Origin of the sequence: Pedobacter soli (assembly GCF_900101435.1) — a bacterium.
GTDB classification, from domain to species: domain Bacteria; phylum Bacteroidota; class Bacteroidia; order Sphingobacteriales; family Sphingobacteriaceae; genus Pedobacter; species Pedobacter soli.
This window is the reverse complement of sequence record NZ_FMZH01000005.1, coordinates 288,736-305,309: the sequence shown is the minus strand read 5'-3', so window position 1 is coordinate 305,309 and position 16,574 is coordinate 288,736. Positions and strand designations below refer to the sequence as shown.

Here is a 16,574-nt window from a genome sequence, read left to right as displayed (position 1 = left end):
TTAAAACTAATATAAATAAGCGTTCATTTTGCAGAATATCCTATTTTTTACAATTAATGCCTACTTTTGATTAAACATATTTTAGAAAAATGTACAATATCTTAAAATCTGCGCACTCCGGATGGCGCTACATCGTATTAATTTTATTGGTTATCGCGGTAATAAATGCATTATCGGGCTGGTTTGGAAATAAAACATACACAGAAGGTAACCGTAAACTAAATGTATTTACCCTGATTAGTGCACACATTCAATTGTTAATTGGATTGGTGTTGTACTTCTTAAGTCCGCTTACCAAATTGCCTATGAGCGATGCCATTGGTCGTTATTTTAAAGCGGAGCACACTTCTATGATGATTATTGCAATCATTTTGATTACGGTAGGTAATGCTAAATCGAAAAAAGTGGCTGATGCTGTTGCTAAACACCGCACCATCGCGGTTTTCTTTAGCCTTGCCCTTATTCTGATTATCGTAGCCATTACTTTGATGGTTAAAGAAGTTCCTGGAAGATCGTTTTTTGGGGTTTCTTAGTTAATATGCCTGATTACCCTCGTGGTATCCTTATAAGTTTAAATCCTGCCCTTTGGAGGGTGGGATTTTTTGTGTCCAGCTTTTTCAGCCACGGATACACGGAAAACACGGAATGTTATAAATATTGCTCAGTGTGCTCAGTGCTTTTCTTTGCGTGCTTTGTGGTTAAAAAAGAGATTCTGGCATGCTCCAGAATGACGGCAAGAATAGCTTTGTGGTTAAAAATGACGCTAACTTTTACCACCGAGGACACTGAGTTTTACACAGAGTAGCATTGAGGCATATTGCTCAGTTCACGCTGTGCTTTTCTTTGTGTGCTTCGTGTTTAAAAAAGAGATTCTGGCATGCTCCAGAATGACGGTAAGGGTAGCTTTGCGGTTAAAAACTAACCTTTTCAGCCACGGATGCACGGAAGACACGGAATGTTATAAATATTGCCCAGTGTGCTCTGTGCATTTCTCTGTGTGCTTTGTGGTTAAAAAAGAGATTCTGGCATGCGCCAGAATGACAACAAGAATAGCTTTGCGGACTTAGCGCTACTCTTTGTGTGCTTTGCGGTTAAAATGTAGCTAAGCCTTGCATGCTTTACATGGTAAATAAGCTCCATTGCCAACTTCGCGGCTAAAAAGCGATTTGTTTAAATTATTTTCATAAATATTTCGCTTTTTCAAAATTCTTTATATTTTTGTGGCTCATGATCAACAATATACATACATGGCTTTGGCAAAGTAATTCGAAAACGGATTGCGCTGGCTGCGTATGAAAAAAATATAGTTTATCAACCTAAACCTTATTAAAGAACCATTAAAGCCCGGCGTAGAACCACACGCCGGGCTTTTTATTGTTATAAGAAATAATTTAACCGTTGTTGCGGTGCACGAAGCAACAACAATACTGTAAAATCATGTATAAAATAAATACAACTTACAAAAAACTACTTGCCGATACCACGACGCCGGTAAGCATTTACCTGCGCTTGCGCGATGTTTATCCCAACAGCATTTTGCTTGAGAGTTCGGATTACCATAGTCGCGAAAACTCAATGAGTTTTGTTTGCGCCGAGCCGGTTGCGGGTATCATTTTAAAAGGTTCGCGACTGGAAACTTATTTTCCGGATGGAGCTGTTGAAATTACCGAGAGCAAGAACCTGATTGATGAAATCGCCGATTTTAAAGACAAGTTTAAAGCAAGCGAATTGCCCGAAATTAAATTCATTTCGAGTGGTTTGTTTGGTTATTTTACCTGGAATGCCGTGCAGCATTTCGAAGATATTAAGTTTACATCGGAGACACCTGAAGGCGAGGAGATCCCCGAAATGCAATACCACTTGTACCGGTATATCATTGCCATCGATCACTTTAAAAACGAAATCACCCTGTTCAAAAATACTTTCGAAGGTGAGGAGGAAGGTGGTTTGGAGAAAATGGAATACCTGATCCAGAACAAAAACTATCCGGAATATAAATTTCAGACCCGGGGTAAAGAATCATCCAACTTAACCGATAAAGGATTTATGGATCTGGTAGAAAAGCTACAAAAGCACATTTACCGTGGCGATGTTTTCCAGATTGTACCTTCGCGTGCTTTTAAGCAGGCTTTTTCTGGCGATGAATTTAATGTTTACCGTTGTCTGCGTTCTATAAACCCATCACCTTATCTGTTTTATTTCGATTACGGTAATTTCAAACTTTTTGGTTCATCGCCCGAAGCACAGATTACCATCAAAAACAATTCGGCTAATATTTTCCCGATTGCCGGAACCTTTAAACGGAGCGGAAACGATATTGAAGATGCAGAGCAAGCCAGAAAGTTAGAGCAAGACCCTAAAGAAAGTGCAGAGCACGTTATGCTGGTTGATTTAGCCCGAAATGATTTAAGCAGGCATTGTAACCGGGTGGAGGTAAAATCGTTTAAAGAAGTGCAGTACTACTCGCACCTGATCCATTTGGTGAGCAAGGTTAGCGGCCATTTGCAGGAAAACGTTAGTGCTTTTAAAGTAGTGGCCGATACTTATCCGGCAGGTACTTTAAGTGGTGCACCGAAATACAAGGCCATGCAGCTGATTGATGAAAACGAGAAACTAGGTCGGAATTTCTACGCTGGCGCCATTGGTTTTATGGGTTTTAACGAAGATTTTAACCACGCCATCATGATCAGGACTTTTATGAGCAAAAATAACGAACTGCATTACCGCGCAGGGGCAGGTATTGTGGCCGATTCGGTACCTGAAACCGAAATGCAGGAAGTAAACAATAAAATTGCCGCATTGCGTAAGGCCGTGCAGATGGCAGAGGGGATATAGTTGGGAGTTAAGAGTTTTTAGTTTGGAGTAAAATCCACTAATCAGAAATACAATGGAAAATATAAATAAGAAAACCGTTCTGGTGATCGATAACTACGATAGTTTTACCTATAACCTGGTGCATTTAATTAACGAAGTTGGTTACGAGGCCGAAGTTTGGAGAAACGATAAGTTTGAGCTGGCTGATGTAGAAAAGTACGATAAAATATTGCTTTCACCAGGTCCTGGCATTCCGGAAGAAGCGGGTTTATTGCTCGATGTAATTAAAACGTATGCGCCAACCAAAAGCATTTTTGGGGTATGCTTGGGGCAGCAGGCTATTGCAGAAGCCTTTGGTGGCACGCTGTACAATTTAGGTAGACCAATGCATGGCATTGCTACACCGGTTACGGTTGTAGATGGCGACGAACCTTTATTCTGGGAATGTCCGCAAACCATAAATGTTGGCCGTTACCACAGCTGGGTGGTGAGTAAAGATAACTTCCCCTCGTGCTTAAAAATTACAGCCCGCGACCATAAAAACGAAATTATGGCTTTAAGGCACGAAACACTTGATGTGCGCGGTGTACAATTTCATCCAGAAAGTGTGCTTACCGAGTTTGGCCGGCAGATGATGGAGAATTGGTTAACAAATTAAGAATTGTCCTGCTGGTCGTCATCCTGATCCGATAGTTATCGGATTTGTTTCAGGATCTCAACTGATGGAATTAGTTAAATTTTAGATGTGGATATCATAGCACTTTTTTATTGAAATTTGTCACGTTGAGCTCGTCGAAACGCCTCGAAAGAAGTTAATAAAGCTCCTTCGACAAGCTCAGGATGACAATTCGAGATTTATGATACCCGCTTAACAGATTGATAGATGAACATACTAGATAAAATCGTACTCCGTAAAAAAGAAGAAGTTGCCGCTGCAAAAGCGCTTGTTTCTGTTCAGGATTTAGAAAATGCCGTGCATTTTAAAAGGACACCACATTCTTTTAAAGATTTTTTGCTGTCGGCAGACCGTACAGGTATTATTGCCGAGTTTAAGCGACGTTCGCCTTCAAAAGGATTGATTAACGGTGTGGCTGATGTAGCTGAAGTTACACAGGCCTATAACAGCGCCGGTGCATCGGCACTTTCAGTATTAACTGATGTTGATTTTTTTGGTGGTAAAACGGAAGATCTTTTAGCTGCGCGGGCAGCGAACAATATTCCAGTTTTAAGAAAGGATTTCATGATTGATGAATACCAGATTCTTGAAGCAAAAGCCTGGGGAGCCGATATTATCTTATTAATCGCCTCTATTTTAACTCCGCAACAGATTAATGATTTTGGCAAGTTTGCCCAAAACCTGGGTTTAAATGTGCTTTTGGAAGTACACAATCTCGAAGAACTGGAAAGAAGTATTTCGCCTAATTTAGATGCCATTGGGGTAAACAACCGGAACCTGGCCGATTTTACTGTCGATATTCAGACCTCATTCGATCTGGTAAATAAAATTCCGGATGAGTTTTTGAAAATCTCTGAAAGTGCAATCAGCAATCCGCAAACCATAAGGGAATTGAAAACTGCTGGTTTTAATGGCTTTTTAATCGGTGAAAATTTTATGAAAACCAATAATCCCGGACTTGCGATTCAGCAATTTGTGGCAGAGATATAAGGACTTTTAAACCTCGCAGGTTTTAAAAACCTGCGAGGTTTGGTTGGCCGCAATTTTGTATCTTTGCATCAATTACATGGGAAGACAAAAATTTTATGATACTGCCATTGTGCAGGAACGGGCAATTTTAGTTGGGGTAGTAACTCCCGGCGAGAAAGAAGCCCAGACAAAAGAATATTTAGACGAGCTGGCCTTTTTGGTAGATACAGCCGGTGGGAAAGTGGAGAAGGTTTTTACGCAAAAAATGCTCAAGCCTGAGCGTGCCACCTTTGTGGGTACGGGTAAGCTCGAAGAAATTAAAGCTTACGTTAAATCAGAAGAAATTGATACCGTGGTTTTCGATGATGAATTATCGCCATCGCAACTACGCAATATAGACCGCGAATTAGGTGTTAAGGTATTAGACCGGAGCAATTTAATTCTCGATATTTTCGCCAACAGGGCGCAGACTGCCCAGGCCAAAACCCAGGTAGAACTGGCTCAGTTACAATACGTATTACCGCGCTTAACCGGTATGTGGACGCACCTGGAACGCCAGAAAGGTGGTATCGGGATGCGCGGTCCGGGTGAAACCCAGATTGAAAGCGACAGAAGGATCATTTTAAATAAAATATCTTTATTAAAAGAACGCCTGAGAAATATCGACAGGCAAAACGAAACGCAACGCAAAAACCGGGGGCAGCTCATTAGGGTTGCTTTGGTAGGTTATACCAACGTGGGTAAATCTACGATTATGAACATGTTGTCGAAATCGGAAGTCTTTGCGGAGAATAAACTCTTTGCAACGTTAGATACGACTGTTCGTAAAGTTGTGATCGAAAACCTGCCTTTCCTGTTATCCGATACGGTTGGTTTTATCCGCAAACTTCCTCACCATCTGGTAGAATGTTTTAAATCTACCCTGGATGAAGTTAGGGAAGCCGATTTGCTGGTTCACGTGGTTGATGTTTCGCATCCTAATTTCGAAGACCAGATTAATACGGTTAATGAAACTTTAAAGGATATCGGGGCAATTGATAAGGATATGATCCTGGTGTTCAATAAAATTGATGCCTATGTTTCGCCTGAAGTAGAAGGAGATGATGACGACGGTAAACTGACGTTGGAAGATTTTAAAAACAGCTGGATGAGTCATGGCAAAGTGCCGGTGCTGTTTATTTCAGCAACTCAAAAAGAGAATATAGAAGAATTTAAAACGTTATTGTACGATAAGATCAAGGCTGCGCATGTGGCGAGGTACCCGTATGATAGCAACCTTTTATATTAATGACCAAAAATCAATAATCAATTTTCAGACAGTTCTAGAGGGAAAAAATAACCAAGAATCAATACTCAATTTTCAAACTAATCCAGTGTATTAAATAATCAATTTGCAATAATCAATTTTCAGATGAAAGAAAAATGATTAAGCATTGATTGTGTACATTGTATTTTGGTTATGGGGTTTTGATCATTGGAATTTGGTTATTGGTCATTATGATTTGGTTATTGGTCATTTTGACTATTGCGATTTCTTGATGATAGCATTAAAAATTAACATGAGTTGATTGGCTTCACTTACTAGAAGTGATTTTGTAGGTTCTAACTCTTTTTGATCGTCAATATCGATAAGATTAAGCCAGAGCCTGGTTTCTTTAGCTTCTTTTCTACAAACCTTTATGCGGTAAACGAAATCAGCTTTGCTTAAAGATTCATTGGCTTCAATATAATTTGCAGAAACAGATCCTGAAGATCGGATAACTTGTTTAATATCCGGAATGTTAATTATATTATGGGTAAGCATTTTGCAATAAGCCCTAATGGATTTAGCAAATAGAAATGTTCTTTCTTCAAGATTAAAATTAGTTCCGTTGCTCATTAATTAAATATAAGTATTTTTACAAAAAAACTAGGAGCCTGTGATTGGGCCACAGTTTGAGAATTTGTTTTTTGAATTTTAACTATCTTTTCCAATTGATTGATTCAGGCCAATTCAGTCTGAAAATTGAATATTGGTAATTGATAATTTTAGAGTAAACCTTATCATTTTGATATTATCGCCTTTATGGTTTGATAATTGAATATTGGTAATTGATAATTTTACAGTGAACCTTATCGTTTTGATATTATCGCCTTTTATGGTTTGATAATTGATTATTGGTAATTGATAATTATAATAATATGGAAAGTAAACGTCAGCAGAAATTTGCAGGAGTATTACAAGAGGAGTTAGCACAGGTTTTTCAGCGCGAAGGAGCTTCATTTTTACCCAATACATTAGTAACCATTACACGTGTAAGGGTTTCACCGGATTTGGCAGTGGCAAAAGTTTACCTGAGCTTTTTCAATACCAATAATACCACGCTTTCTATCAACACTGTTAATGCACATGCCGGTGAGATCAGATATAAATTAGGTAGCAGAATCCGTCACCAGGTAAGGGTAGTGCCTGAGTTAACTTTCTTTGTAGATGATACCAACGAATATGTAGAACGAATGGATCATCTTTTTGATAAGATTGCCAAAGAGCCCAGACAAAAAGACGAAGACAGCGAATAATTTTTTGTGAGGAAGCTCAGGGAACCCGTTAATTTCTTCACTCATTTTATACCGGCTTTGATTGCGATTCCGGCAGGATACTTTTTGCTTCAAAAGTGCCAGACCCCGATTGAATATACCGCCGCGTGGATTTACAGCATTGGCACTTTTATCCTTTTCGGAGTAAGTGCCATGTACCATGGATATCCGGCAACAGAATATGGGGTGCGGTTTTGGCAAAAGTTCGATCATTGCTGCATTTACCTTATGATTGCTGGCTCTTACAGCCCTACAGCATTATTAGTCTTTGATGACTGGCTGAGCTGGAGTTTATTTACAATTGTGTGGATTATTGCCATTGTTGGCTGCCTGCTTAAAATCTTTAACCGGTTAAAAAGTACAGCTATTTCACTGTCTATTTATATTTTAATGGGCTGTTTAATTGTACCATTGATGCAAAAGATGCTGGGTACGCTACCCATTGGTGCTGTAGCCTGGTTGCTTTTAGGCGGTGTTTTTTACATAGGTGGTACCTATTATTATGCAAAAGACAAACAATTATCGAGGTGGATGCATAGTCATGAACTTTGGCATTTGTTTGTAATTGGTGGCGCATTATCGCACTACATTTATAATTACGTTTATATTTTTAAATAAACTCCTTTCATGCATATTCTCGGGCAGGTAATTGCAGGCAACCATGATTTGATCCACAAGGTGGTAGATTTTGATCCGGAACAGGATCAGCTTTTAACCCTTGATTTTACCGCTGCAAACACCGAACTCACCGATGAGATTTTAGGTAATATTGACCAGTTTTCGGCCTGGATTGATGAAAAGCTCAGGCTAGACCAGGCCAGATACGGTATTGGGGGCTATAATGAACACCGTACCATTTATTCGCGCAGTGCACATTTTGATACCGGTGAGGAACCCCGAAGGTTACATTTAGGGGTAGATATTTGGGCTCCTGCCGGAACACCTGTTTACAACTTCTACGATGCAACTGTTCAGAGCTTTGCCAATAATAATAACTATGGAGATTATGGCGCCACCATTATTTTAGCTTATGACATTGCCGGTTATAAATTTAATGCACTTTACGGTCATCTGAGCTTAGCTTCTTTAAATAATCTGGAAGAGGGCATGCAGATAAAAGCAGGAACCAAATTTGCCGAACTCGGGAATAAAGATGAAAACGGTTGCTGGCCACCACACCTTCATTTTCAGCTTATCGAAGATATGCAGGGCTTAAAAGGCGATTACCCTGGCGTATGTAAGTTTAGCGAGAGGGAAAAATATTTGGCCAATTGTCCGGATCCGGAGCTTATTTTGAGATCTACCTTCTTTTAACCGCAAAGAAAAGAGGGAACTCGCCAAGGACGCAAAGTTTAGCCGCAACCTTTCCGTGTTTCTGTGCTTCCGTGGCAAAAAAATGTTCTATGAACCAAAACTCATTTTCTCTGTGAAAACTTTGTGCCTTCTCTGTGGTTAAATAAGGGTTGGCTGCATAAACTACATCTATCTCATCCTTTCAGCTTTTTTTAGTAAATTAGTAATATGAAATACCTGATAACTATTTGCCTGGTTTTTTGTTGCACTTTGGCCATTGCTCAGGTACAGTTTAAATCGGGTAAAAGCGGTTTTACCAATTTCCTCAGAGATAACACCATTTACCCACAATTTTCAAAAGACAATTGCATTCAGGGAACTGTAAATGTGAGCTTCAAACTGGATGAAAAAGGAAAAGTATATTTTTCGAAAATAAGTAAAGGAATTCTTTCCGAGCTGGATGAAGAGGCACTCCGTCTGGTGCGGTTAAGCAGTGGTAAATGGCAGGTGCCCGCTGGTTACGATACCACCGTTTCGATTATTGCGCCTGTTAAATTCCAGCTTTCGGGCTACAATTGCGAAGGTAAATCAAGTGAGGATATTCAGGAAGCCATTCGCAATTATCAGGCTGAAGAAGGTTTAACCAATTCGGTTATTAATTTTTATAAAAATATCGATCAGGCCAAACCCGGACAGGAAATCCAGATTATTGCTATCAAAAACCAATTGGGCATTGATGATGAATACCTGGACGACCGCATTAAAATGGGGTTGAAAAAGATCAAACAGGGCGATAAACAAGGGGCCTGCGAAGACTTCCTTTTTGTTAAATACATGGGAAGCAAAAAAGCAGATGATTATTTGGCCAAATACTGTAAATAATAACAAGATCTTTTATTGCAAGCAAATCTGTGAGGAAAGCGTGGTTATTGTGGCCACTTTTTTACCCTTGCACTTTGCTGGTGTCCATTTAAAAGATTTAGCAATCTTTAACATCTGTTCGCCAACTTTACCAACCTGATCCTTTACTACTCTTTCTCGGGAAATACGGCCATCCACATCAACTAAAAAAGATACGATGAACCGGGTTGATGCACCGCTTGGAATCGAATCTAATCTTACAGCAGACATTGCCCTATAAAGTTTAGTCAGGCCGCCCTTCATTCGTAGCGGGTTCGTCATAGCTGCTATAAATTACCTTCCCCGTTAAAAGGTCTTTTTTATGGGGGCAATCTGTTTTGTTGTTAACAGGGGCTACCGATTTCTGATCAGTAAAATAACCGAACACTGTACCGAGAAACATCGAAAGCGCTAACATTAATCTGAACATGGAGCAATGAATTTGAATAATGGCTAAACCAAGATAACAAAATTGATTAATTTAGCCAATAATGAAAAACACCACCCGATTTTTTGCCTTATTGGATATCATCAGTATCGTTTTGCTGGCCAAACAATTTTGGCAAATTTTAACCCACCTAAACGAAATTCCCGATCAGATACTTTCGCAAGCCAAAGTGGTACTGCTCCTGCCGCTATTTGTTTCACTGTTTATCTCTGCTGGTGGTTTAATGCTGAATAAGAAGTTTGGTTTTATTACCTATTACATCCAGTTTCCGTTTCGCCTGGTGGTATGGGTGTTTTCTATCGGTTTCATTACCTTTTTACCCGAAATGTTAAACCTCAGTGAGCGCTGGTTCGACATTCTGTTCCGGATCTGTTTTATTGCTGAATTTTTCAGGTTGTATTTTACCATCAGGATTCACCGTTCTTTATTTCGCTAGGCAGAATAACCGTAATGGCTGCTGGCATAATGCTGGCTTCAACTTTATTTACGCGACCAATATATTCGCCATCTACCTGAAAATGGGCTTTGTGTTTAGAAGAAATCCTAACTTCGGCAGTTTGAAAAACTTCGATTTTCTTTGGGTTGAAGGGCAGTTTGGTAAACCAGATTTTTAAGATTTCGAGGTAAGAGTAATCCTTAACTAAAACCACTTCAAAAAGATCGTCGTCCAGTTTGCCATCGGGGTTTATCTTCAAACCGGTTCCGTACATGGTGGCATTGGCGATGGCCACCATAGCCGCTTTAGAAGTAATGGTTTCGTTTTTAAGCCTGAGTTGTACATCCATCCTGCGGTGGTTCCAAAGGGCATGCCAGGTGGCCTTGGCGTAACCCCACATGCCGCGCTGCGGAAGTGTATCGAACTTCTTAACCAGGTAGGCATTAAAACCCATATCAGATAAATGAATACAGATTTCATCATTGAGCTTAACCACGTGGATTTTCTGTTGCCGGCCTTCCGCTACAATAGCCAAAGCCATCTTTATATCCGTTGGAATCCCCAGCTCTTTAGCCATACCATTGGCCGAACCGGCCGGGATAATGCCTATCGGCGTTTCGGTATTCAGCAAACATTCAGCAACGAGCTTGAGCGTTCCATCGCCGCCAACTGCTACTACGCGATCTGCCTTCGAACCGGATATTTTTTGCTTAATCTTCTCTAAAGAGCAATCTTTGGGCAATTCGAAAAGATCGGTTTCAATTGCTTTTCCTTTAAAATAGGTAGAAATTACTTCTTTTAGGTTTATATCGTGACTGCCAGAACCTGGATTAATGATGAATAGTAATTTCATGAGTTAGCCAATGCTTTTACATCACAAACAACTTTTAATAAACTCTGTTTTAATAACGATGAATAAATCGGTTAGTGTAAAAGTATATCATGGTTATGGGCATGCGCATAATCTGGTGGTGTATGGCCATGTTTTTAAACGGAAGGCCAAAACCAGGCAGGTTTACAGCAACAATATCGTGGTAAATATTGTACATCTTTTAAAGTTGTTCATACTAAAACCCTATGCTTTTGTTGATGTGCGGCTGCAGTTTTTTGATCAGACCATTTATAACAAAACCGAACGCGATGGCTTCTTTAAATTTGAATGGAAAGCCGGGCGTGAAATTCCGGCCGGGTGGCACTATGTAAAAGTTGAAGCGGTTGACACAGCAGGGAAAGTTTTGAACGCTGGAGAAGGAAAGGTTTATGTGCCGCACCTTACGCAATATGCTTTTATTTCTGATGTGGATGATACCGTAATGGTTTCGCATTCGGCTACTATTGGCAGAAGGCTGCGGGAGCTGTTTATTAAAAACCCACATACACGGAAAACTTTCCCCGAAGCCGCCAGCCATTACCAGCAACTGGCCCTCTCGCATACAGAACCGGAGCAACCCAATCCTTTTTTTTATGTAAGCAGCAGCGAATGGAACCTGTACGATTATTTAATTGAAACCTTCAGGTTTAACAAATTACCGGATGGGGCTTTTCTGCTCAATACGTTAAAAAAATGGAAAGATTTAATTAAGACGGGTAAAACCGGCCATGAAGGTAAATTATTGCGGGTAATGCGCATTTTGGATGCCTTCCCGAACCAAAAGTTTGTGTTTTTTGGCGACAATTCGCAGCAAGACCCTGAAATTTATAGTACCATCGTCGAAAAATATCCTCAAAATATCGAGGCGGTTTACATCCGCAACATTCGCCCGGAAAAGGAAGCAGAAACAAAGCGCTTACTTAAAAAAGTAGCGGATAAAAATGTTAGCGCCTGCTTATTTAACGAAAGTAAGGAAGCGATCGAACATTCGAGGTTGATAGGCTTGATTCAATAATTTTTGGAGCGCAATTGCAGTGCCGGTCGGTTTCAGCAGTCCCGCTTTCCTTCCTGCCCCGATGAAATATCGGGGGCATCCATCCAATCGGGGCTAAGTACAGTACCATCTGCCAATGGCAACAGGCCATGATTCAATAAACCTGACAGGAGCGAGCACCGAACGCAGAGAGGTAAAGCGGATGGCAGGACTTTCGGATCCGATGACCACAGGACCCTGCTTTTCAAAAAAAAGATGAAGATCTCTCCTGCCTGTACCTGAAAAAAGCCTTCCCGCAATAACGGATAAGCTACGAAATCGACTTTCCGAAAGGGGTAAAGGCTAAATTCATTAATTTAAAATGCTGGCGGCCAAACGGAATGCCCACAATGGTAATGCACAGCAAAATGCCGAAGAATAAATGCGTTAAAGCAATCCAGAAACCTCCGCAGAAAATCCAGATCAGGTTCATGATGGTAGAAAGGCAACCGGTATTAGATGAGGTATCGGTAATTTTTACCCCAAAAGGAGCCAGGCCTACAATGGCAAATTTAAAGCATTGAATCCCGAATGGAATACCTACAATGGTTAAGCAAAGGATTAGCCCTCCGATAATGTATTCGAAGAAAATAAATATACCGCCAAAAATAATCCAGATAATATTGCCTAAAAAGTTCATTGTATTTTTTTAGGTTAAGATTGACTTTCGAAGTATTTGTTACAGGGTCATTCTTCTTTTCCCTGAATCATCGGAATCTGATAATCGAGTTTGCGGCTTTTAAAAAATGCTTTTAATTTTTGCCAGGTAATGATTCTTAAATTATCCGAAAGCTTAATATCAGCAGAGGTTACAAAATGTTTGCAGTCAAAGCAGATATCGAAAAAAGAGCATTTATTTTGTTTGTAAATTAAAATGCCATGATGGGGCATAAAGCACATACCCCTTTCAAATGTTTCTCCCAATTTTAGTGGCATAATTAAAGTGCTTGCTAATAAGTCGATATCTTTTTTGCCAAGTTTTAATCTTTGCTTTATAATTTTCTCATTCAGTCTACCATTTTCGATTAAACGTGGCGAATAATCACCATCATTCTGTATTGGCGTATAAGTTAAAGTATGGCTAACAATTACTACGGAATCGGCTGCCATAAAGGTTTGGTATACTTTGTTCTTACTTTTTTGAGCAAATGCAACTGGTGTTATGCAAAAAAAGAATACAGTTAAAAGGAAGATTTTTATCATGAGCGTTAGCAATTAAAACTAATATAGGCTTTTTTTGAGCTTTTCTTTTGTAATTTAGGAATACACACAAAAGAAACACAACATGAAAAAATTATGGATTACTGCGGCTGCGGTCGCTTGCTTTGCGTTATCTGCTGCGCGTGCGCAAACGGTTAATGGTATCAGATTAACCGAACTTAAAGCTGGTTATATTGAGCTTTCTGCAGTGAGTAGCACTTTTGAGGATAAATTATGGATTAAACTGGAGTACGGCCAAAAGGTTTCGGAGCTTAATGATGTCTGTATAAAAGACGACAATGGTAAACGCCTGGAATTTAATTCTGCCCTTGATGGCGTGAATAAACTCAAAAATTACGGTTATGAATTGTTTAGTGTTTATACAGATCAGATAAATCAGACTTCAAACCGCCCGGTATACGTGTTAAAAAGAAAATAAACAATAGCTCTGGGCTTAGGCACTGCGCTATCGTTTTATCTAAAATTAAGTATTACAATTCAAATAGTTTGTCATGTTGAGCTTGTCGAAACACTTTAATAGTCCTTCGACAGGCTCAGGATGACAATTAATAGATGATACCTAGATAAAATCAAGTGTATTAAACTTCTTGTTCAGGATATCGGCATTGTTTACATCGAGCCATTTATCTAAAATGGTACCGTAAACCTGCCTGAAATCGAGCTGGTATTTTAAATCGCCAGTATCCAGATCGCTTAGGTTTGGGGCTGCATTAAAAATGCCCTGTTTCTTTAATTTTCCACCAAACACGAACATGTTGTTGGCGGTTCCGTGGTCAGTTCCGTTACTGGCGTTCTGTTCAACCCTGCGCCCAAACTCAGAGAAGGTAATTACCAAAGTATCATCGAGCTTATTGTTCGATTTTAAATCTTTTAGGAACGCAGCCATGCCTTCGCTATATTGTTTAAGCAGGTTACCTTGTTGCCCAATCTGGTTTACGTGAGTATCGAAGCCGCTCAGCGAAACATAGTAAACCCGGGTTTTGAGCCCCGAAGAAATAAATTTTGAAACTGTTTTTAACTGATTGGCAAAACCGCTGTTTGGATAAGTTGATTTGGATTGATAAATCTTCGAGGTATTCTGGATATAACTGGCCGAAGAAGAAGTTTCGATCATGGTTTTATACAAATAGCCTAAATTATCTTCGTCTAAATGTTCCTTGTCATTTTGCAACATGGCCTTAAAAAACGGATCGTTGGTGTTGCGGAATAAAGCTGCGGGATCTTTTAAGGCAATTCCTTTTTTGGTTTGCCCTTTCATGGCCAGCGAAAGCGAATCATCAACTTCGATAGCGGTATAGGGGAATTTGCAGGTTTGGCAATTGCTATCTAAATAACGGCCAATCCACCCGGTTGATAAAAACTGGTTGCTGTCGCTACCGGTTTGCCAGATATCCATCGAACGAAAATGGGAACGGTCTGGATTGGGGTAACCTACATCGTTAATGATGGTCATCCAACCCTGGTCGTGGATTTCTTGTAAAGCGGCCATGTTAGGGTTTAAGCCCTGCATATCGTTAAGCTTAATTATTTCTTCTGGTTTAATGGCAATGCTTTTTCGCTTTTGGTAGTAAATATCGTTGCCATACGGGATAACCGTATTTAAACCGTCGTTACCGCCCGATAACTGCACTACAACTAGGTTTTTGTAAAGGCTGAGTTCATCAAGCGCCATGGCTTCAAGCGGTTTCATAAAAGCCGGCACAAATAACGAGCCTGCAGCAACAAAACCTGTATTTCTTAAAAAATTTCTTCTGTTCATTTTGTTAGTTCTTTTTGTGGTCAAAGGTTTAGTGTTTGATAAACTGCAATTGACTATAGTTCATCAGCTATTAACCAATTTTTAACAAAGTTGATATTCGGGCATGCTGGTAATTTCTACTGCTGTACTCCGTAAACCTTTATTGTCGCTCACCATTGAGGTAATTTTGGTATTCAGTTTAGGTTGTAACAGAAACTCGGTAAGTGCCAGTGGTGTTAAGCCTTTTGGCAGCGTATTTAAAAATTTTGGCCAGTCGGCATTTGCATTTACGTACGATTTCGGTTTGTTGTTGGCATTTGCATTGCTGGTTGCCGTTCTGCTCAAGGCAATTACGGCTTCATCTTCCGGATCGGCCTTGCCACTGAAATCAATTTCGCCATCGTTTAAAACCAGCGAGGGAATACGCATTCTGAGCATTAGGGATGAGCTGTCGATCCAGCTTTGCCCACCCGGCCAACCGGCAACGTTGGGTGGGTTAAATAAATACTGACCTAAACTGCTTTGCAGCTGAATGAGCACTTGTGGTTTGTTGTAGGTAACATAAAACTCGCGACTTAAACCCACTAAAAATTCAGCTGGTGATTTGATTTTAGTACCCACATTTTCCGAAGCGTAAAACCAATCAGAAGTGAACATTTTTTTCATCATCGCTGCAATGTTATACTTCGAATTGTAAAAAGTTGTAGCTAGTTCTTTAATGTGAGCATCGTTCGGGGTATCGTTTACAAAGAATTTATATACTTTCTGCGCAATAAATTGTGCGGTTTGGGGCTTTTCTAAAATGATATCGATAATATGCTCGCCTTCAAAGTTGCCAATTTTACCAAAGAAGGTTTTGGTACCATCATCGTGCAGATTTTTACGGAAAATAAAAGAACCATCTTTATCGTACATCCAGCCGGTAAATGAACGTGCCGATTCTTTAATATCTTGTTCCGTGTAATTGCCTCTACCCAGGGTAAAAAGCTCCATGAGCTCGCGCGCAAAATTTTCGTTGGGCTTGCCTTTGCGGTTTTGCTGGTTGTTGAGGTATTGCAGCATGGCGGGGGCTTTCGAAACCTCAACCAAGAGTGTTTTAAAGCTGCCCAAGGCATTTGCCCGCTGGATGTTGTTTAACTGCTGAGCAAAAAACGGGTTGTTGTTGCGGCAGGCAAAATGCCCATGCCAAAAGAGGGTCATTTTCTCTCTTAGCGGCGCATCGGTATTGATCATTTTATTTACAAAAGCAATATTGAGATCGCGGCTTACCTCATTTTGCTCGCGAACGATTTGCTGGCGCATTTTCTTTTCCTCATCCGTGAGGTCTTTTTTCGAGTATAAACCAGCCTGGGCCAATAACTGCCGCTTCGATTCATAATCGTTTACCAAAGCAATGGGATCGTCTTTTTGTGAAGTTTCGATCAGGCGGTCAACAGTTTTTTCGAGATTTTTTTTGCTTAATTTTTCCAGGTCGGTATATGAAATCCCGAAGCCTGCACGGTTATAAAGATGCTTAACTTTGAAGAAATTATCTTTGGCGATCATAGTTAACGATTTTACAGTATGACTTATTTAAAACACAAGGGTTTAATCTTTGT

20 protein-coding genes are annotated in these 16,574 nt (G+C 40.0%); 12 read left to right on the top strand and 8 right to left on the bottom strand.

The genetic code is table 11. The features are described from left to right. Positions 1 to 89 precede the first annotated feature (89 nt). From BLR37_RS13330 to hflX, 5 genes are all read left to right on the top strand, one after another. Positions 90 to 533 (top strand): cytochrome B, encoded by a 444-nt coding sequence (locus tag BLR37_RS13330; RefSeq protein ID WP_090769302.1) that lies wholly within the window; start codon positions 90 to 92, stop codon positions 531 to 533. A gap of 904 nt (positions 534 to 1,437) precedes the next feature. Further along, positions 1,438 to 2,835 carry an anthranilate synthase component I family protein gene (locus BLR37_RS13325; RefSeq protein ID WP_208599657.1) on the top strand — a complete coding sequence of 466 codons (1,398 nt, stop codon included), beginning with the start codon at positions 1,438 to 1,440 and terminating at the stop codon, positions 2,833 to 2,835. Positions 2,836 to 2,887: 52 nt separating this feature from the next. After that, entirely contained in the window at positions 2,888 to 3,472 is a 585-nt protein-coding gene (locus tag BLR37_RS13320; protein WP_090769301.1) for an anthranilate synthase component II, read from the top strand. A 225-nt stretch (positions 3,473 to 3,697) separates the two neighbouring features. Beyond that, positions 3,698 to 4,480 carry an indole-3-glycerol phosphate synthase TrpC gene (gene trpC, locus BLR37_RS13315; protein WP_090769299.1) on the top strand — a complete coding sequence of 261 codons (783 nt, stop codon included), beginning with the start codon at positions 3,698 to 3,700 and terminating at the stop codon, positions 4,478 to 4,480. A 76-nt stretch (positions 4,481 to 4,556) separates the two neighbouring features. Further along, on the top strand, positions 4,557 to 5,747 hold the full coding sequence (hflX, locus tag BLR37_RS13310; RefSeq protein ID WP_090769295.1) for a GTPase HflX: 1,191 nt from the start codon (positions 4,557 to 4,559) through the stop codon (positions 5,745 to 5,747). Positions 5,748 to 5,981: 234 nt separating this feature from the next. Here the strand turns inward: hflX and BLR37_RS13305 are convergent, their stop codons facing one another. Next, positions 5,982 to 6,338: a four helix bundle protein gene (locus tag BLR37_RS13305; protein ID WP_090769293.1), complete on the bottom strand. Its 357-nt coding sequence runs from the start codon at positions 6,336 to 6,338 to the stop codon at positions 5,982 to 5,984. A gap of 302 nt (positions 6,339 to 6,640) precedes the next feature. On the opposite strand from BLR37_RS13305, the gene rbfA reads away from it, so the two are divergent. From rbfA to BLR37_RS13285, 4 genes are all read left to right on the top strand, one after another. Next, positions 6,641 to 7,018, top strand: a complete 378-nt coding sequence (gene rbfA / locus BLR37_RS13300) for a 30S ribosome-binding factor RbfA (RefSeq protein WP_039472670.1) — start codon at positions 6,641 to 6,643, stop codon at positions 7,016 to 7,018. Positions 7,019 to 7,024: 6 nt separating this feature from the next. Beyond that, on the top strand, positions 7,025 to 7,654 hold the full coding sequence (gene trhA, locus BLR37_RS13295; protein ID WP_090769291.1) for a PAQR family membrane homeostasis protein TrhA: 630 nt from the start codon (positions 7,025 to 7,027) through the stop codon (positions 7,652 to 7,654). Between the two features lie 9 nt (positions 7,655 to 7,663). Beyond that, entirely contained in the window at positions 7,664 to 8,350 is a 687-nt protein-coding gene (locus BLR37_RS13290) for a peptidoglycan DD-metalloendopeptidase family protein (protein WP_090769289.1), read from the top strand. 207 nt (positions 8,351 to 8,557) lie between these two features. Next, a complete protein-coding gene (locus tag BLR37_RS13285) occupies positions 8,558 to 9,211 on the top strand; it encodes a TonB family protein (RefSeq protein WP_090769287.1) in 654 nt (217 codons plus the stop codon). A gap of 12 nt (positions 9,212 to 9,223) precedes the next feature. Here BLR37_RS13285 and BLR37_RS13280 read toward each other — a convergent pair whose 3' ends face one another. Continuing rightward, a complete protein-coding gene (locus BLR37_RS13280) occupies positions 9,224 to 9,460 on the bottom strand; it encodes an energy transducer TonB (protein WP_090769285.1) in 237 nt (78 codons plus the stop codon). Positions 9,461 to 9,473: 13 nt separating this feature from the next. After that, positions 9,474 to 9,659: a hypothetical protein gene (locus tag BLR37_RS25520; RefSeq protein WP_143009573.1), complete on the bottom strand. Its 186-nt coding sequence runs from the start codon at positions 9,657 to 9,659 to the stop codon at positions 9,474 to 9,476. 61 nt (positions 9,660 to 9,720) lie between these two features. On the opposite strand from BLR37_RS25520, the gene BLR37_RS13275 reads away from it, so the two are divergent. Further along, entirely contained in the window at positions 9,721 to 10,113 is a 393-nt protein-coding gene (locus tag BLR37_RS13275) for a hypothetical protein (RefSeq protein ID WP_090769284.1), read from the top strand. On the opposite strand, the gene BLR37_RS13270 is transcribed toward BLR37_RS13275, so the two are convergent. Further along, positions 10,085 to 10,966, bottom strand: a complete 882-nt coding sequence (locus tag BLR37_RS13270) for a diacylglycerol/lipid kinase family protein (RefSeq protein ID WP_090769282.1) — start codon at positions 10,964 to 10,966, stop codon at positions 10,085 to 10,087. The genes BLR37_RS13275 and BLR37_RS13270 overlap by 29 nt on opposite strands. 58 nt (positions 10,967 to 11,024) lie before the next feature. Between BLR37_RS13270 and BLR37_RS13265 the strand changes: the two genes are divergently transcribed. After that, entirely contained in the window at positions 11,025 to 11,999 is a 975-nt protein-coding gene (locus tag BLR37_RS13265; RefSeq protein ID WP_090769280.1) for an App1 family protein, read from the top strand. 289 nt (positions 12,000 to 12,288) lie between these two features. Here BLR37_RS13265 and BLR37_RS13260 read toward each other — a convergent pair whose 3' ends face one another. Continuing rightward, a complete protein-coding gene (locus BLR37_RS13260) occupies positions 12,289 to 12,657 on the bottom strand; it encodes a YccF domain-containing protein (RefSeq protein ID WP_039472680.1) in 369 nt (122 codons plus the stop codon). A gap of 47 nt (positions 12,658 to 12,704) precedes the next feature. After that, complete coding sequence (locus BLR37_RS13255) at positions 12,705 to 13,127, bottom strand: hypothetical protein (RefSeq protein ID WP_143009572.1); 423 nt, start codon at positions 13,125 to 13,127, stop codon at positions 12,705 to 12,707. A gap of 175 nt (positions 13,128 to 13,302) precedes the next feature. Here BLR37_RS13255 and BLR37_RS13250 point away from each other — a divergent pair, with 175 nt between their 5' ends. Further along, positions 13,303 to 13,656: a hypothetical protein gene (locus BLR37_RS13250; RefSeq protein WP_090769276.1), complete on the top strand. Its 354-nt coding sequence runs from the start codon at positions 13,303 to 13,305 to the stop codon at positions 13,654 to 13,656. 141 nt (positions 13,657 to 13,797) lie between these two features. Here BLR37_RS13250 and BLR37_RS13245 read toward each other — a convergent pair whose 3' ends face one another. Both BLR37_RS13245 and BLR37_RS13240 read right to left on the bottom strand, forming a co-directional pair. Beyond that, complete coding sequence (locus tag BLR37_RS13245) at positions 13,798 to 14,997, bottom strand: DUF1501 domain-containing protein (protein ID WP_090769274.1); 1,200 nt, start codon at positions 14,995 to 14,997, stop codon at positions 13,798 to 13,800. Positions 14,998 to 15,078: 81 nt separating this feature from the next. Beyond that, positions 15,079 to 16,521: a DUF1800 domain-containing protein gene (locus BLR37_RS13240; protein ID WP_090769272.1), complete on the bottom strand. Its 1,443-nt coding sequence runs from the start codon at positions 16,519 to 16,521 to the stop codon at positions 15,079 to 15,081. Positions 16,522 to 16,574 lie beyond the last annotated feature (53 nt).

Coding starts and splice junctions, on each gene's coding strand:
- BLR37_RS13330 (WP_090769302.1), top strand. CDS start 90: ATGTACAATATCTTAAAATCTGCGCACTCCGGATGGCGCTACATCGTA.
- BLR37_RS13325 (WP_208599657.1), top strand. CDS start 1,438: ATGTATAAAATAAATACAACTTACAAAAAACTACTTGCCGATACCACG.
- BLR37_RS13320 (WP_090769301.1), top strand. CDS start 2,888: ATGGAAAATATAAATAAGAAAACCGTTCTGGTGATCGATAACTACGAT.
- trpC (WP_090769299.1), top strand. CDS start 3,698: ATGAACATACTAGATAAAATCGTACTCCGTAAAAAAGAAGAAGTTGCC.
- hflX (WP_090769295.1), top strand. CDS start 4,557: ATGGGAAGACAAAAATTTTATGATACTGCCATTGTGCAGGAACGGGCA.
- BLR37_RS13305 (WP_090769293.1), bottom strand. CDS start 6,338: ATGAGCAACGGAACTAATTTTAATCTTGAAGAAAGAACATTTCTATTT.
- rbfA (WP_039472670.1), top strand. CDS start 6,641: ATGGAAAGTAAACGTCAGCAGAAATTTGCAGGAGTATTACAAGAGGAG.
- BLR37_RS13290 (WP_090769289.1), top strand. CDS start 7,664: ATGCATATTCTCGGGCAGGTAATTGCAGGCAACCATGATTTGATCCAC.
- BLR37_RS13285 (WP_090769287.1), top strand. CDS start 8,558: ATGAAATACCTGATAACTATTTGCCTGGTTTTTTGTTGCACTTTGGCC.
- BLR37_RS13280 (WP_090769285.1), bottom strand. CDS start 9,460: ATGTCTGCTGTAAGATTAGATTCGATTCCAAGCGGTGCATCAACCCGG.
- BLR37_RS25520 (WP_143009573.1), bottom strand. CDS start 9,659: ATGTTCAGATTAATGTTAGCGCTTTCGATGTTTCTCGGTACAGTGTTC.
- BLR37_RS13275 (WP_090769284.1), top strand. CDS start 9,721: ATGAAAAACACCACCCGATTTTTTGCCTTATTGGATATCATCAGTATC.
- BLR37_RS13270 (WP_090769282.1), bottom strand. CDS start 10,966: ATGAAATTACTATTCATCATTAATCCAGGTTCTGGCAGTCACGATATA.
- BLR37_RS13265 (WP_090769280.1), top strand. CDS start 11,025: ATGAATAAATCGGTTAGTGTAAAAGTATATCATGGTTATGGGCATGCG.
- BLR37_RS13260 (WP_039472680.1), bottom strand. CDS start 12,657: ATGAACTTTTTAGGCAATATTATCTGGATTATTTTTGGCGGTATATTT.
- BLR37_RS13255 (WP_143009572.1), bottom strand. CDS start 13,127: ATGGCAGCCGATTCCGTAGTAATTGTTAGCCATACTTTAACTTATACG.
- BLR37_RS13250 (WP_090769276.1), top strand. CDS start 13,303: ATGAAAAAATTATGGATTACTGCGGCTGCGGTCGCTTGCTTTGCGTTA.
- BLR37_RS13245 (WP_090769274.1), bottom strand. CDS start 14,997: ATGAACAGAAGAAATTTTTTAAGAAATACAGGTTTTGTTGCTGCAGGC.
- BLR37_RS13240 (WP_090769272.1), bottom strand. CDS start 16,521: ATGATCGCCAAAGATAATTTCTTCAAAGTTAAGCATCTTTATAACCGT.